This is a genomic window from Halomonas sp. HG01, from assembly GCF_000968715.2.
In the GTDB taxonomy this organism is placed as follows: Bacteria; Pseudomonadota; Gammaproteobacteria; order Pseudomonadales; family Halomonadaceae; genus Halomonas; species Halomonas halophila.
Genome location: NZ_CP022134.1, coordinates 3,288,664 through 3,303,226, shown reverse-complemented (window position 1 = coordinate 3,303,226; position 14,563 = coordinate 3,288,664). Strand labels below are relative to the sequence as shown.

The following is a 14,563-nucleotide window of genomic DNA, read 5'->3' as shown; positions in this document are numbered from 1 at the left end:
GCGCGAGGGTGCCCACGTCATAGGCTGGAGGCCTATCCACTCTGGAACGCGGAGGGCAGAGATGCCGATTTCACGAGCCGATATCGCCACCGAGTCCGGCGACAAGCTGATCAACCGACTGTGCAAGCACTGGGCCCACAAGCTGGAAGTCGAGCAGGAAGAGGGCAAGGGGCGCGTGACCTTCGAGGCGGGCAGCTGCCTGATGACCAGCGAGCCGGGCAAGCTGCACGTGGCCATCGAGGCCCTGGACGAAGAGGCGCTGGACCGGCTCGAGGGCGTGGTGGCGAGCCATCTCGAACGCATGGCCGGCAAGGAGCCGCTGGAGATCGTCTGGGAGAACTGATGGCCTCCCGTGCCCCGGTCCGCCGCGCCCACCTCGGCATGCTGGCCTGGGCGCTGCTGGTGGGGCTTTCCTTTCCCATCGTGGGGCGGCTCGGCGAGCTGCCGCCACTGTCGCTGACCGCGCTGCGCTTCGCCATCGCCTGCCTGGGGCTGTGGGCACTGGTGCACCGCTCCCCCGAGCGCCTGCCCGCGCGGTGCGCCTGGCCGTGGCTCGTCGCTATGGGGGCGTGCCTGGCGGGGTTCTTTGGCGCGATGTTCTGGGCCGCCCATCACGCCACGGCGCTGTCCATGTCCACGCTCTACGTCAGCGTGCCGCTGCTGGCCTATGGCATGGGGCTGGCGGTCGGCGTGGAACGGCTGGCCTGGCGGCTGCCGGCGATCCTTGCGCTGGGCGCGCTCGGGGCCCTGGGGCTGGCCGGCGCCGAGGCCTGGCAGCGCGGCGGCCAGTGGCGCTTCGGCGCCGGCGAGGCGGTGTTCTTCCTCGGCTGCCTGTGCTCGGCGCTGTATCCGGTGCTGTCGCGTCGCGGCCTGGTCGCCGGGCACCTGCCCGCCTCGGCGGCGGTGCGCACCTTCTGGAGCCTGGCGCTGGGCGGCGTGCTGGTCGGAGCGCTGGGGATCGTCGTGGAGCCGGTGGCCAGGCTCGCCACCATGAGCGGGCGCGACGCCCTGCTGATCGTCTATCTGGGGCTCGGCTCCAGCGCCTTGACCTTCTGGCTGATGCAGCGCGCCACGGCGGTGCTCGGCCCGGCCAGCATTACCGCCTACGGCTATCTGGTGCCCTTCGTCTCGATGCTGTGGCTGTTCGTTGAGACACCGTCGCGGCTCGACTGGGTCTGGCTGCCGGGCAGCGCCCTGGTGGTGCTGGCCATCGGCCTGCTGCTGGCCGGCGGCGAGGAAGGCGCCGATGACGGCCACGCTGGCGCGGCCGAGGGTGGCGAGCGTCGCGGCTGACGGCGCGGTCTCCCTCGGGGCTCTGATATACTCCCGGCCATCTTTCGATCCGCCAATGTCAGGAGTCTCCGCATGACCCGTATCGCCATCGTCGGTGTCGCCGGCCGCATGGGCCGCACCCTGGTCAACGCCGTGCAGCAGGATGCCGAAGCCACCCTGGCCGGCGGCATCGTCGAGCCGGGCAGCTCGCTGGTCGGCGCCGATCTCGGCGAGCTGTCCGGTCAGGGCAAGCTGGGGGTCGCCGCGGTCGATTCCCTGGCGCAGATCGTCGACGACGTCGACGTGCTGATCGACTTCACCACGCCGCAGGTGACGCTTTCCAACCTGGCGATCTGCGCCGAGCACGGCAAGCGCATCGTGATCGGCACCACCGGCCTGTCCGACGACGAGCTGGCCGAGCTGGACGGCTACCGCGACCGCGTGCCGATGGTCTTCGCGCCCAACATGAGCGTCGGCGTGAACCTGACCCTCAAGCTGCTCGAGACCGCCGCCAGGGCACTGGGCGACGAGGGCTATGACATCGAGGTGATCGAATCCCACCACCGCCACAAGGTCGACGCGCCCTCCGGTACCGCGCTGAAGATGGGCGAGGTGATGGCCGATGCCCTGGCGCGTCCGCTGAAGGAATACGGTGTGTTCGAGCGCGTCGGCCAGTGCGGGCCGCGCACCGACAAGGAGATCGGCTTCGCCACCGTGCGCGCCGGCGACATCGTCGGCGAGCACACCGTGATGTTCGCCACCGAGGGCGAGCGCATCGAGATCACCCACAAGGCCTCCAGCCGCATGACCTTCGCCAAGGGCGCGGTGCGCGCGGCGCGCTGGGTGAGCGAGCGTCCGGCCGGGCGCTACGACATGCAGGACGTCATCGGCCTGAATTGAGCCATCGGTATGCGTGAGGGGGTAGTCGAGCGGGCTCGGATGCTTTAAAATCCCCCAAATTTTGGCCGGGCGACGGCCCTTCGCCGCGCAAGCGCTTGTTGCGTCGGCCCAGCATTCCGAGCGAATGACAACAAGCGGGATGAAACCGGTCTTCCATGTCGGGTTTCGTCCCGCTTTTTTACGGGCCGAAGGGCGGTGGGGCGTTTTACCCGTCGGGTGCCTGCCGAGCCTATCCTTGACGAGCTGTCTCTTGAAGTCGTCTGTGAACATATGGGAGGACGTTGCATTGAACAAACCCGCGATACTGGCCTTGGAAGATGGCAGTGTGTTTCATGGCACCGCCATCGGCGCCGATGGACAAACCAGCGGTGAGGTGGTGTTCAATACGGCCATGACCGGCTATCAGGAAATTCTCACCGACCCCTCCTATACCCGTCAGATCGTCACCCTGACCTATCCTCACATCGGCAACACCGGCATCAACGCCGAAGACGTCGAATCCGGTGCCATCGCCGCCGCCGGCCTGGTGATCCGCGACCTGCCGCTGCTGGCCAGCAACTTCCGCTCCGAACAGTCGCTCTCCGACTACCTGGTCAGCCAGAACGTGCTGGGCATCGCCGACATCGACACTCGCCGCCTGACCCGCATCCTGCGCGACAAGGGCGCCCAGAACGGTGCCATCCTGGCCGGCGCGGACGCCGAGGGCGAGGACGCCGAGGCGCGCGCCCTGGCCGCGGCCAACGCCTTCCCGGGCCTCAAGGGCATGGACCTGGCCAAGGTGGTGTCCTGCCAGTCCGCCTACGAGTGGAGCGAGGGCGAGTGGGCCCTGGGCGCCGGCTACGCCGATGCCGCCGAGGCCGAGCGTCCCTTCCACGTGGTCGCCTACGACTACGGCGTTAAGCGCAACATCCTGCGCATGCTGGCGTCCCGCGGCTGCCGCCTGACCGTGGTGCCGGCCCAGACCCCGGCCAGCGAGGTCATGGCGCTGAATCCGGACGGCGTCTTCCTCTCCAACGGCCCGGGCGACCCCGAGCCCTGCGAGTATGCCATCGCCGCCATCCGCGAGCTGCTCGAGACCGAGCTGCCGATCTTCGGCATCTGCCTCGGCCACCAGCTGCTGGCGCTGGCCAGTGGCGCGACGTCCGAGAAGATGAAGTTCGGCCACCACGGTGCCAACCATCCGGTCCAGGATCTCGATACCGGCCACGTGATGATCACCAGCCAGAACCACGGCTTCGCCGCGGACGAGGCGTCCCTGCCCGAGACCCTGCGCGCGACCCATCGCTCGCTGTTCGACGGCACCCTGCAGGGCATCGAGCGCACCGACCGTCCGGCCTTCAGCTTCCAGGGCCACCCGGAGGCGAGCCCGGGGCCGCGCGACGTCGCGCCGCTGTTCGATCGCTTCATCGAGATGATGAAGGCCAAGCGCTAACCGTCCGATCGTCGCCCCTCGTCCGTCACCTTTTTTGCGGGAAGCACCATGCCAAAACGTACCGACATCCAGAGCATCCTGATCATCGGCGCCGGCCCCATCGTCATCGGCCAGGCCTGCGAGTTCGACTATTCCGGCGCCCAGGCCTGCAAGGCCCTGCGCGAAGAGGGTTACCGGGTCATCCTGGTCAACTCCAACCCGGCCACCATCATGACCGACCCGGTGATGGCCGACGCCACCTACATCGAGCCGATCACCTGGCAGGCGGTGGAGAAGATCATCGAGGCCGAGCAGCCCGATGCCGTGCTGCCGACCATGGGTGGCCAGACCGCGCTCAACTGCGCCCTCGACCTGGACAAGCACGGCGTGCTCGCCAAGCACGGCGTGGAGATGATCGGCGCCAACGCCGACGCCATCAACATGGCCGAGGACCGCGACCTGTTCGACCAGGCCATGAAGCGCATCGGCCTGGAGTGCCCCAAGGCCAAGGTCGCCCACACCATGGACGAGGCCTGGGGCATCCAGGGCGAGCTGGGCTTCCCGGTCATCATCCGCCCGTCCTACACCATGGGTGGCTCCGGCGGCGGCGTGGCCTACAACAAGGAAGAGTTCGAGGAGATCTGCACCCGCGGTTTCGAGCTCTCCAACAACCACGAGCTGCTGATCGACGAGTCGCTGCTGGGTTGGAAGGAATACGAGATGGAGGTCGTTCGCGACAAGAACGACAACTGCATCATCGTCTGCGCGATCGAGAACTTCGATCCCATGGGCGTGCACACCGGTGACTCCATCACCGTGGCCCCGGCCCAGACGCTGACCGACAAGGAATACCAGAACATGCGCGACGCCTCCCTGGCGGTGTTGCGCGAGATCGGCGTCGAGACCGGCGGTTCCAACGTCCAGTTCGGCGTCGACCCGAAGACCGGCCGCGTGGTGGTCATCGAGATGAACCCGCGGGTGTCGCGCTCCTCGGCGCTGGCCTCCAAGGCCACCGGCTTCCCGATCGCCAAGATCGCCGCCAAGCTGGCCGTCGGCTACACCCTGGACGAGCTGCAGAACGACATCACCGGCGGTCGCACCCCGGCGTCCTTCGAGCCGTCCATCGACTACGTCGTGACCAAGATTCCGCGCTTCACCTTCGAGAAGTTCCCCCAGGCCAACGACCGTCTGACCACCCAGATGAAGTCGGTGGGCGAGGTGATGGCGATCGGCCGTACCTTCCAGGAGTCGCTGCAGAAGGCGCTGCGCGGCATGGAGACCGGCAACGACGGCCTCGACCCGAAGATCACCCGCTTCACCGACGAGGCGATGGCGCAGATCAAGGGCGAGCTGCAGGCCGCCGGCGCCGACCGCATCTTCTACGTCGCCGATGCCATGCGCAGCGGCATGAGCGTCGAGGACGTGTTCGCGCTGACCAACATCGACCGCTGGTTCCTGGTCCAGCTCGAGGATCTGATCCTGACCGAGCAGGCCCTGGCCAGGCGCTCGCTCTCCGAGCTGAGCGCCCGTGACCTGTGGCAGCTCAAGCGCAAGGGCTTCTCCGACGCCCGCCTGGCGGCGCTGCTCGGCGTGGCCGAGAAGGAGTTCCGCAAGACGCGGCAGAAGGCCGGCATCCGCCCGGTCTACAAGCGGGTCGACACCTGCGCGGCCGAGTTCGCCTCCGACACCGCCTACATGTACTCCACCTACGAGGAGGAGTGCGAGGCCGAGGTCAGCGACAAGCAGAAGATCATGGTGCTCGGCGGCGGCCCGAACCGCATCGGCCAGGGCATCGAGTTCGACTACTGCTGCGTCCACGCCGCCCTCGCCATGCGCGACGACGGCTACGAGACCATCATGGTCAACTGCAACCCGGAGACCGTCTCCACCGACTACGACACCTCCGACCGCCTCTACTTCGAGCCGGTGACCCTGGAGGACGTGCTGGAGATCGCCGACAAGGAACAGCCGGCCGGCGTGATCGTGCAGTTCGGCGGTCAGACCCCGCTCAAGCTGGCCCGCGAGCTCGAGGCCGCCGGCGTGCCGATCATCGGCACCACCCCGGACGCCATCGACCGCGCCGAGGACCGCGAGCGCTTCCAGACCATGATCGACAAGCTGGGCCTCAAGCAGCCGCCCAACGCCACCGCGCGCAGCTTCGACGAGGCCTTCGCCAAGGCCGAGGCGATCGGCTATCCGCTGGTGGTGCGCCCGAGCTACGTGCTCGGCGGCCGGGCCATGGAGATCGTCTACGATGCCTCCGAGCTGGAGAACTACATGACCCACGCGGTCAAGGTCTCCAACGACTCGCCGGTGCTGCTGGACCACTTCCTCAACGCCGCCATCGAGGTCGACATCGACGCCGTTTCCGACGGCCAGCAGGTGGTGATCGGCGGCATCATGCAGCACATCGAGCAGGCCGGCGTGCACTCCGGCGACTCCGCCTGTGCGCTGCCGCCGTACTCGCTGCCGGCCGACGTGCAGGACGAGATGCGCGACCAGGTCAAGCGCATGGCGGTGGAGCTCGGCGTCAACGGCCTGATGAACGTGCAGCTGGCCTGGCAGGACGGCGAGATCTACGTCATCGAGGTCAACCCGCGCGCCTCGCGCACCGTGCCCTTCGTCTCCAAGTGCATCGGCACCTCGCTGGCCCAGGTGGCGGCGCGCTGCATGGCCGGCATCAGCCTGGCCGACCAGGGCTTCGTGGCCGAGATCGTGCCGACGACCTACAGCGTCAAGGAAGCGGTCTTCCCGTTCAACAAGTTCCCGGGCGTCGACCCGATCCTGTCGCCGGAGATGAAGTCCACCGGCGAGGTGATGGGTTCCGGCGAGACCTTCGCCGAGGCCTTCTACAAGGCGCAGCTGGGGGCCGGCGAGGCGATTCCGTCGCTGGAAGGTGAGCGCAAGGCGTTCCTGTCCGTGCGCGAGCCCGACAAGGCGGGTGTTATCGAGGTGGCCCGTTCTCTGTTAACATTGGGCTTCACCCTCTGTGCGACCCGTGGTACGGCGGCGGCCCTTCAGGCGGCCGATCTGCCCGTGGAGATCGTGAACAAGGTCTACGAGGGTCGTCCGCACATCGTCGATCTGCTCAAGAACGACGAGGTCGCCTACATCGTCAATACCACCGAGGGCCGTCAGGCCATCAATGATTCCTCGGTGATCCGTCGCACCGCCCTCGCCCGCAAGGTTCCCTATGCCACCACCCTGGCAGGGGCCAAGGCCGTTTGTCTGGCGCTCGAGTACGGCAATGCCATCACCGTGCGGCGGCTACAGGAACAGCATGCAGGAGTCAGTCAATGAACAAGGTCCCGATGACCGTCGTCGGTGAGCAGCGTCTTCGCGACGAGCTCGATCACCTCAAGAGCGAGGCCCGTCCGAACGTGATCGCGGCCATCGCCGAGGCGCGCGAGCACGGCGACCTCAAGGAGAACGCCGAGTATCATGCGGCCCGCGAACAGCAGGGCTTCATCGAGGGGCGTATCCAGGAGATCGAAGGCAAGCTGTCCAACGCACAGGTCATCGATGTCACCAAGCTGCCCAAGACCGGCAAGGTGATCTTCGGGGTGACCGTGGAGCTGATGAACCTCGATACCGACGAAGAGGTGACCTACCGCATCGTCGGCGAGGACGAGGCCAACATCAAGGAAGGCCAGATTTCCGTGACCTCGCCCATCGCCCGTGCCCTGATCGGCAAGGAAGAGGGTGAGGTGGTGCTGGTGCGTACCCCCGGCGGCGACGTCGAGTACGAGATTTCCAGCGTCGAGCACCTGTAAGCGCCGAGCGTCAAGCTGCAAGCGTCAGGCCGCTCGGTGACGGGCGGCTGGTGTAGAGGCGGTAAATCGGCATAAAAAAAGAAGCCCCGCTGACTCTCGTCGGCGGGGCTTCTCGTTGGGCGGCCGTTAGCTATTCTTGGCCGCTTGGCCGCTTGGCCGCTTGGCCGCTTGGCCGCTTGGCCGCTTGGCCGCTTGGCCGCTTGGCCACCTTAGCGCCGGCCGTGGTGCTCCTCGAAGCGCTTGATGTTGGACAGCTTCGGATTGACCTTGGGGTTGTGGCGGTAGAAGAGGGCGACCTTGCCGATCTTCTGCACCAGCTCGGCGCCGCTCTCGGCGACCAGGGCCTCCAGCACGGCGGCGCGGTCCTCGCGCTCGGCCAGCGCCAGCTTGACCTTGACCAGTTCGTGGTCGGTCAGCGCCCGGTCGAGTTCGGCGAGCACGCCCTCGCTGAGGCCGTTCTCGGAGACCATGACGACGGGGTCGAGATGGTGGCCGATGCTGCGAAATGCTTTCTTTTGTGCCTGTGACAAGCTCATGGTATCTTGCTTCTTCCCGGTTGGCGCGCAGCGCACATGGTACGGTGAATCGCCTCGCGGCGAAAGCGCGGCCGGCTCTCACCGCCTCCTCGACCGGCCCGCAAGGTCAGCTTCCCCATCCCCGTTTATCGGAATCCGCTCGACCCCCTGTCATCCAGATTTCTCACAGGTGATGCCGTGGCATCTTCCCATGACGCCCGGGACAAGGGCTCCAAGCGGCGCGGCGCCAGCAAGAGCAGCGCCGGCTGGCTGAAGGAACACTTCGACGACCGCTACGTCCAGCAGAGCTGGCAGGACGGCTATCGCTCGCGGGCCAGCTACAAGCTGCTGGCGCTGGACGAGAAGGACAAGCTGCTGCGTCCCGGCATGACGATCATCGACCTGGGAGCGGCCCCCGGCGGCTGGAGCCAGATCGCCGCCGAGAAGGTCGGCGACAATGGCGTCGTCATCGCCTCCGACATCCTCGAGATGGATGCCCTGGCCGGGGTCGATTTCGTGCAGGGCGACTTCACCGAGGAGGCCGTGCTCGACGAGATCCTCGGCCGCCTCGGCGATCGTCCGGTCGACCTTGTGATGTCGGACATGGCCCCCAATATGAGTGGGATGGCCGCCATCGACCAGCCCCAGGCCATGTATCTGGTGGAGCTGGCCCTGGACCTGGCGCGTCAGACCCTGTCCCCCGGCGGCACCTTCCTGGCCAAGGTCTTCCAGGGCGAAGGCTTCGACGAATATCTGAAGGAGCTGCGCGGCAGCTTCAAGCGGGTGGTGACCCGCAAGCCGGAAGCGTCCCGGGCGCGTTCCCGCGAGGTCTACCTGCTGGCGGAAGGGTTTCGCGGCTGAGCGCCGTGGCGGGCCGCCGATGAAGGCGCATCGATAGCGTCAGGCTAAGGATGCCATGGCCGGACATCATCGCGTGTCTGTGTCACAGTGGAGACAGGAGCCGCACCTTGGGCCCTGCCAGCGAACGGGCGTGGTAGGGTAGTGTCGAAGGGCCAGGTGGTTACGGCCGACAGATTCTTGCAATTGAGGGTAGTCCCTTGAACGACATGGCGAAGAACCTGATTCTGTGGTTGGTCATCGCGGCGGTGCTGCTGACGGTGTTCAACAACTTCAGCGTCGAGAATACACCGCAGACGATGAACTATTCCCAGTTCGTCGAGCAGGTGCAGAACGAGCAGGTCCGGAGCGTGACCATCGATGGCTATACCATCAATGGCGAGCGCAAGGACGGCTCCCAGTTCCAGACCATCCGCCCGGCGGCGGAAGATCCCAAGCTGATGGATGATCTGCTGGCCCACGACGTCACCGTGATCGGCCAGGAGCCCGAGCAGCAGAGCCTGTGGACGCGGCTGCTGATCGCCAGCTTCCCGATCCTGCTGATCCTCGCCATCTTCATGTTCTTCATGCGCCAGATGCAGGGGGGCGGTGGCGGCAAGGGCGGCCCGATGAGCTTCGGCAAGTCCAAGGCCAAGCTGCTGTCCCAGGACCAGATCAAGACCACCTTCGCCGACGTGGCCGGCTGCGACGAGGCCAAGGAGGAGGTCGAGGAGCTGGTCGACTTCCTGCGCGATCCGACCAAGTTCCAGCGCCTGGGCGGCACCATCCCCCGCGGCGTGCTGATGGTCGGCCCGCCCGGTACCGGCAAGACGCTGCTGGCCAAGTCGATCGCCGGCGAGGCCAAGGTGCCGTTCTTCTCGATCTCCGGCTCCGACTTCGTCGAGATGTTCGTCGGCGTGGGCGCCTCGCGCGTGCGCGACATGTTCGAGCAGGCCAAGAAGCAGGCGCCCTGCATCATCTTCATCGACGAAATTGATGCCGTGGGCCGCTCGCGTGGCGCCGGCATGGGTGGCGGCAACGACGAGCGCGAGCAGACCCTGAACCAGCTGCTGGTCGAGATGGACGGCTTCGAGGCCAACGAGGGCATCATCGTCATCGCCGCCACCAACCGTCCCGACGTGCTCGACCCGGCGCTGCTGCGTCCGGGCCGCTTCGACCGCCAGGTCACCGTGCCGCTGCCCGACATCCGCGGTCGTGAGCACATCCTCAACGTGCACCTGCGCAAGGTGCCGCTGGGCGACGACGTCAAGCCGTCGCTGATCGCCCGCGGTACCCCGGGCTTCTCCGGCGCCGACCTGGCCAACCTGGTCAACGAGGCGGCACTGTTCTCGGCCCGTCGCAACAAGCGCCTGGTGGGCATGGAGGAGCTGGAGCTGGCCAAGGACAAGATCATGATGGGCGCCGAGCGCCGTTCCATGGTCATGACCGAGAAGGACAAGCTCAATACCGCCTATCACGAATCGGGCCACGCCATCATCGGCCTGGTGATGCCCGAGCACGACCCGGTCTACAAGGTCACCATCATCCCGCGCGGCCGCGCGCTGGGCGTGACCATGTTCCTCCCCGAGGAGGATCGCTACAGCCTGTCGCGTCAGCAGATCATCAGCCAGATCTGCTCGCTGTACGGCGGCCGTCTCGCCGAGGAGATGACGCTGGGCCCGAACGGCGTGACCACCGGGGCCTCCAACGACATCAAGCGCGCCACCGAGCTGGCCCACAATCTGGTGGCCAAGTGGGGCCTGTCCGAGGAAATGGGCCCGATCATGTACGACGAGGACGAGTCCCACCAGTTCCTCGGCGGCCCGGGCCAGAGCGGCGGCAAGCTCAAGTCCGGCGAGACGGTCACCAAGCTCGACAAGGAAGTGCGTCGCATCATCGACGAGTGCTACGCCCAGGCCAAGCAGATCCTCGAGGACAACCGCGACAAGCTGGATGCCATGGCCGAGGCGCTGGTGCAGTACGAGACCATCGACGCCGACCAGCTCAAGGACATCATGGACGGCCGCACCCCGCGTCCGCCCAAGGGCTGGGATGACGACGGCCCCGGCCCCGGTGCGCCGATCGGCGAGGCGCCCCAGGAGGATGCCAAGGGCGATGACGGCGACGACGAGGAGGAATCCTCGGGCCGCCGTCCCTCCGACCCCCTCGGTGGTCCGGCCGGCAGCTGACCCCTCGCGAGCGAGACGATCAACGGGCGCCCTGCGGGGCGCCCTTGCCGTGGCGGGGCGACCGCTCCCCGCCACCCGAACAGCTTCAGGACAACGATGCACAACAGCGTTCCCACTTCCCTGCAGTGTGGCCGGCAGCGGCTCGACCTCTCCTTTCCCCGCGTGATGGGGATCCTCAACGTCACTCCCGACTCCTTCTCCGACGGCGGTCGGCACAACGCCCTCGACGACGCCCTGCGGCGCGCCGAGCGGATGCTGGCCGAGGGGGCGGCGATCATCGACGTGGGCGGCGAGTCCACGCGTCCCGGCGCCGCGGCGGTGCCGGTGCAGCAGGAGCTCGATCGTGTGGTGCCGGTGGTCGAGGCGCTGGTGCGCGAGTTCGATGCCCTGGTCTCGGTGGACACCAGCGCCCCCGAGGTGATGACCGCCTCGGCCGAGGCCGGCGCCGGCCTGCTCAACGACGTGCGCAACCTGCGCCGCGAGGGCGCCCTGCGCGCCGCCGCCGCCAGCGGCCTGCCGGTGTGCGTGATGCACATGCTCGGCGAGCCCGGCGACATGCAGGACGCGCCCTGCTATGAGGTGCCGGTGGAGGAGGCGGTGGCCGACTTCCTCGAGCGCCGGGTGGCGGAGTGCGAGGCCGCCGGCCTGCGTCGCGAGCGGCTGATTCTCGATCCCGGCTTCGGCTTCGCCAAGAGCGTCGAGCACAACCTGCGCCTGCTCCATCGCATGGAGCGTCTGGAGGCGCTCGGCCTGCCGCTGCTGGTGGGCATGTCGCGCAAGAGCATGATCGGCAAGGTGCTGGATCGTCCGGTGGAGGAGCGGCTCCACGGCGGACTGGCGCTGTCGGCCCTGGCCGTCGAGCGCGGCGCACGGATTCTTCGCGTCCATGACGTGGCGCCCCACGTGGATGCGATCAACATGGCCTGGGCCGTACTCAAGGAGGGTTGCGACCATGACTAGGCGCTATTTCGGGACCGACGGCATTCGCGGCACGGTGGGCGAGCCGCCCATCACCGCCGATTTCATGCTCAAGCTGGGCTGGGCCACTGGCCGGGTGCTGGCGGAGAAGGGCGGGCGGCCGCGGGTGGTGATCGGCAAGGATACCCGTATCTCCGGCTACATGTTCGAGTCGGCCCTGGAGGCCGGCCTGTCGGCCGCCGGGGTCGACGTGATCCTGCTCGGCCCGATGCCGACCCCGGGCATCGCCTACCTGACGCGGGCCTTCCGCGCCAGCGCCGGAATCGTCATCTCGGCCTCGCACAACCCCTTCGCCGACAACGGCATCAAGTTCTTCTCCGCCGCCGGCACCAAGCTCGGTGATGCCGTCGAGGAACGCATCGAGGCCATGCTCGAGGAGCCGCTGACCACGGTGGCACCCGATGCCCTGGGCAAGGTGCGGCGTGCCGACGACGCCGCCGGCCGCTACATCGAGTTCTGCAAGTCGACCATTCCCGATCGCGTCGACCTGCACGGCCTGAAGATGGTGATCGACTGCGCTCACGGCGCCACCTATCACATCGCGCCCAGCGTGTTCCGCGAGCTGGACGCCAGGGTCGAGGTGATCGGCGCCGAGCCGGACGGTCTCAACATCAACCACGAGGTCGGCTCCACCCATCCCGCCGCGCTGCGCGCCGCGGTGATCCGCAGCGGCGCCGACCTGGGCGTGGCCTTCGACGGCGACGGCGACCGGGTGCTGATGGTCGACGCCGAGGGGCGCGAGATCGACGGCGACGACATCCTCTACATGATCGCCCGCGATCGCCACTCCCGCGGCGAGCTCGGCGGCGGCGTGGTCGGCACCCTGATGAGCAACTTCGGCCTGGCCGCCGCGCTGGAGACGATGGGCGTGCCCTTCGAGCGGGCCAGGGTCGGCGACCGCTACGTCATGGAACGCCTGGACGCCAACGGCTGGCAGCTCGGCGGCGAATCGTCGGGGCATATCGTCTGCGGCCACGTCCAGACCACCGGCGACGGCATCGTCTCCGCCCTGCAGGTGCTGGCCATCATGGTGCGCGAGGGCAAGCCGCTGGGGCGGCTGCTCGACGGGCTGGAGAAGGCGCCCCAGGCGCTGGTCAACGTGCGCCTGACGCCGGGCACCGACGCCCGGGCGCTGATGGATGAGGCCTCGCTCAAGTCCGCGGTGGCCGCCGTCGAGGCCGAGCTCGGCGACCAGGGGCGGGTGCTGCTGCGCCCCTCCGGTACCGAGCCACTGATCCGGGTGATGGTCGAAGGGCGGCCGCACCTGGACGTCGACGGCCTGGCTCGTCGCCTGGCGGCCGACGTCGAGGGGCTGCTGACCTAGGTCGGTTGTCTTGACAGGGCCGCTCCTATACCATTTCGCTCCACCTTGAAAGAGGGAAGCTGCATGCCTACGCCGCTGATCGCCGGCAACTGGAAGATGAACGGGTCCCGCGCGCTGGTCGACGACTTCGGTCGTGCCTTCGGCGATGCCGAGCTGCCGGAGAACGTGGCGGTGGCGCTGATGGTGCCTTTCCCTTATCTGGACGCCGCGAGTCGCGCCTTCGAGGGCACGCCGCTGGCCCTCGGCGCCCAGACGCTGAGCGACCGGCCTTCCGGGGCCTTCACCGGCGAGGTCAGCGGCGAGATGCTGCGCGACTGCGGCGCCCGGATGGTGCTGGTCGGCCACTCCGAGCGGCGCACGCTGTTCGGCGAGGACGATGACGCCGTGCTGGCCCGCGTGCGCGCCGCGCTCGACCTGGGGCTCGCCCCGGTGCTGTGCCTGGGCGAGACCCTCGAGGAGCGCGATGCCGGCCGCACCGAGGCGGTGGTGCTCGGTCAGCTCGAGGCGGTGTTCGATGCGCTCGGCGCGGACGAGCGCGCCCGGCTGGTGCTCGCCTACGAGCCGGTGTGGGCCATCGGCACCGGCCGCACCGCGACACCGGCGCAGGCCCAGGCGGTCCACGGCGCCATCCGGGCGCGTCTTGCGCGCTACGACGCCGGGCTCGCCGCCGATACCCAGGTGCTCTACGGCGGCAGCATGAAGGCCGCCAACGCCGCCGAGCTGCTCGCGCAGCCGGACATCGACGGCGGTCTCATTGGCGGCGCTTCCCTGAACGTCGACGAATTCCTAGCCATTTGCCAGTCAGCAGGTTGATAACCATGCAAGTTGCCATTCTCATGATCCATGTGGCGATCGCCATCGCCCTGGTCGTCCTGATCCTGCTGCAGCAGGGCAAGGGCGCCGACGCCGGTGCCTCCTTCGGTGGCGGTGCCTCCCAGACCGTGTTCGGCTCCAGCGGCAGCGGCAATTTCCTGTCGCGCGCCACCGGGCTGCTGGCCGCGGCCTTCTTCGTCACCTCCCTGGCCCTGGCGTATTTCGCCTCCCAGGCCGGTCAGGCGCCGGAAGAGACAGGCATTCCCGATGCCGAGCTGATCGAACAGCAGCAAAATGCCGTGCCGTCCCTTGACGAAGGGTCATCGGGTATGGATAATACTGCGCCAGTGCTAGAGGATAGCGGCAGCAACTGAGCCGCGAATCTGGCCTCCCCTGATGCCGAAGTGGTGGAATTGGTAGACACGCTATCTTGAGGGGGTAGTGGCCTTACGGCCGTGCGGGTTCAAGTCCCGCCTTCGGCACCATTCCTGAAGCCGGTCTGGCGATCTCATCGCCGAGCATCGGATCTTCATCGCAGGATTGGCGAAACG

13 protein-coding genes and 1 tRNA gene are annotated in these 14,563 nt (G+C 67.7%); 13 read left to right on the top strand and 1 reads right to left on the bottom strand.

Annotated elements, in window-relative coordinates; all coding sequences use genetic code 11:
* The first annotated feature begins 61 nt into the window (after nucleotides 1-61).
* From UN84_RS15630 to greA, 6 genes are all read left to right on the top strand, one after another.
* Nucleotides 62-343, top strand: coding sequence for a DUF2218 domain-containing protein (locus tag UN84_RS15630; protein WP_046079355.1), 282 nt, complete (start codon nucleotides 62-64; stop codon nucleotides 341-343).
* A complete protein-coding gene (locus UN84_RS15625) occupies nucleotides 343-1,293 on the top strand; it encodes a DMT family transporter (protein WP_046079356.1) in 951 nt (316 codons plus the stop codon). The genes UN84_RS15630 and UN84_RS15625 overlap by 1 nt, the downstream gene beginning before the upstream one ends.
* 72 nt (nucleotides 1,294-1,365) lie before the next feature.
* Nucleotides 1,366-2,172, top strand: a complete 807-nt coding sequence (dapB, locus tag UN84_RS15620; protein ID WP_046079357.1) for a 4-hydroxy-tetrahydrodipicolinate reductase — start codon at nucleotides 1,366-1,368, stop codon at nucleotides 2,170-2,172.
* A gap of 286 nt (nucleotides 2,173-2,458) precedes the next feature.
* Nucleotides 2,459-3,604: a glutamine-hydrolyzing carbamoyl-phosphate synthase small subunit gene (carA, locus tag UN84_RS15615; protein ID WP_035592974.1), complete on the top strand. Its 1,146-nt coding sequence runs from the start codon at nucleotides 2,459-2,461 to the stop codon at nucleotides 3,602-3,604.
* 48 nt (nucleotides 3,605-3,652) lie between these two features.
* Nucleotides 3,653-6,883 (top strand): carbamoyl-phosphate synthase large subunit, encoded by a 3,231-nt coding sequence (carB, locus tag UN84_RS15610; protein ID WP_046079358.1) that lies wholly within the window; start codon nucleotides 3,653-3,655, stop codon nucleotides 6,881-6,883.
* Nucleotides 6,880-7,356, top strand: a complete 477-nt coding sequence (gene greA / locus UN84_RS15605; RefSeq protein ID WP_046079359.1) for a transcription elongation factor GreA — start codon at nucleotides 6,880-6,882, stop codon at nucleotides 7,354-7,356. Before carB ends, greA begins: the two co-directional genes overlap by 4 nt.
* A 209-nt stretch (nucleotides 7,357-7,565) precedes the next feature.
* Here greA and yhbY read toward each other — a convergent pair whose 3' ends face one another.
* Nucleotides 7,566-7,892, bottom strand: coding sequence for a ribosome assembly RNA-binding protein YhbY (yhbY, locus tag UN84_RS15600; RefSeq protein ID WP_035592977.1), 327 nt, complete (start codon nucleotides 7,890-7,892; stop codon nucleotides 7,566-7,568).
* 177 nt (nucleotides 7,893-8,069) lie between these two features.
* Here yhbY and rlmE point away from each other — a divergent pair, with 177 nt between their 5' ends.
* From rlmE to UN84_RS15565, 7 genes are all read left to right on the top strand, one after another.
* Nucleotides 8,070-8,732, top strand: coding sequence for a 23S rRNA (uridine(2552)-2'-O)-methyltransferase RlmE (gene rlmE, locus UN84_RS15595; protein WP_035592978.1), 663 nt, complete (start codon nucleotides 8,070-8,072; stop codon nucleotides 8,730-8,732).
* A gap of 197 nt (nucleotides 8,733-8,929) precedes the next feature.
* A complete protein-coding gene (ftsH, locus tag UN84_RS15590; protein WP_046079360.1) occupies nucleotides 8,930-10,897 on the top strand; it encodes an ATP-dependent zinc metalloprotease FtsH in 1,968 nt (655 codons plus the stop codon).
* Between the two features lie 96 nt (nucleotides 10,898-10,993).
* Entirely contained in the window at nucleotides 10,994-11,857 is an 864-nt protein-coding gene (gene folP / locus UN84_RS15585; protein WP_046079361.1) for a dihydropteroate synthase, read from the top strand.
* Entirely contained in the window at nucleotides 11,850-13,199 is a 1,350-nt protein-coding gene (gene glmM, locus UN84_RS15580; RefSeq protein ID WP_046079362.1) for a phosphoglucosamine mutase, read from the top strand. Before folP ends, glmM begins: the two co-directional genes overlap by 8 nt.
* A gap of 63 nt (nucleotides 13,200-13,262) precedes the next feature.
* Nucleotides 13,263-14,012, top strand: a complete 750-nt coding sequence (gene tpiA / locus UN84_RS15575; RefSeq protein ID WP_046079363.1) for a triose-phosphate isomerase — start codon at nucleotides 13,263-13,265, stop codon at nucleotides 14,010-14,012.
* Nucleotides 14,013-14,017: 5 nt separating this feature from the next.
* Nucleotides 14,018-14,386 (top strand): preprotein translocase subunit SecG, encoded by a 369-nt coding sequence (secG, locus tag UN84_RS15570; RefSeq protein WP_035592984.1) that lies wholly within the window; start codon nucleotides 14,018-14,020, stop codon nucleotides 14,384-14,386.
* 24 nt (nucleotides 14,387-14,410) lie between these two features.
* A tRNA-Leu gene (locus UN84_RS15565) sits at nucleotides 14,411-14,497 on the top strand.
* The last annotated feature ends 66 nt before the right edge of the window (nucleotides 14,498-14,563 follow it).

Excerpts from the sequence above, each read along its gene's own strand:
- folP (WP_046079361.1), top strand. The coding sequence starts at position 10,994 with ATGCACAACAGCGTTCCCACTTCCCTGCAGTGTGGCCGGCAGCGGCTC.
- yhbY (WP_035592977.1), bottom strand. The coding sequence starts at position 7,892 with ATGAGCTTGTCACAGGCACAAAAGAAAGCATTTCGCAGCATCGGCCAC.
- carB (WP_046079358.1), top strand. The coding sequence starts at position 3,653 with ATGCCAAAACGTACCGACATCCAGAGCATCCTGATCATCGGCGCCGGC.
- UN84_RS15625 (WP_046079356.1), top strand. The coding sequence starts at position 343 with ATGGCCTCCCGTGCCCCGGTCCGCCGCGCCCACCTCGGCATGCTGGCC.
- glmM (WP_046079362.1), top strand. The coding sequence starts at position 11,850 with ATGACTAGGCGCTATTTCGGGACCGACGGCATTCGCGGCACGGTGGGC.
- secG (WP_035592984.1), top strand. The coding sequence starts at position 14,018 with ATGCAAGTTGCCATTCTCATGATCCATGTGGCGATCGCCATCGCCCTG.
- tpiA (WP_046079363.1), top strand. The coding sequence starts at position 13,263 with ATGCCTACGCCGCTGATCGCCGGCAACTGGAAGATGAACGGGTCCCGC.
- UN84_RS15630 (WP_046079355.1), top strand. The coding sequence starts at position 62 with ATGCCGATTTCACGAGCCGATATCGCCACCGAGTCCGGCGACAAGCTG.
- dapB (WP_046079357.1), top strand. The coding sequence starts at position 1,366 with ATGACCCGTATCGCCATCGTCGGTGTCGCCGGCCGCATGGGCCGCACC.
- greA (WP_046079359.1), top strand. The coding sequence starts at position 6,880 with ATGAACAAGGTCCCGATGACCGTCGTCGGTGAGCAGCGTCTTCGCGAC.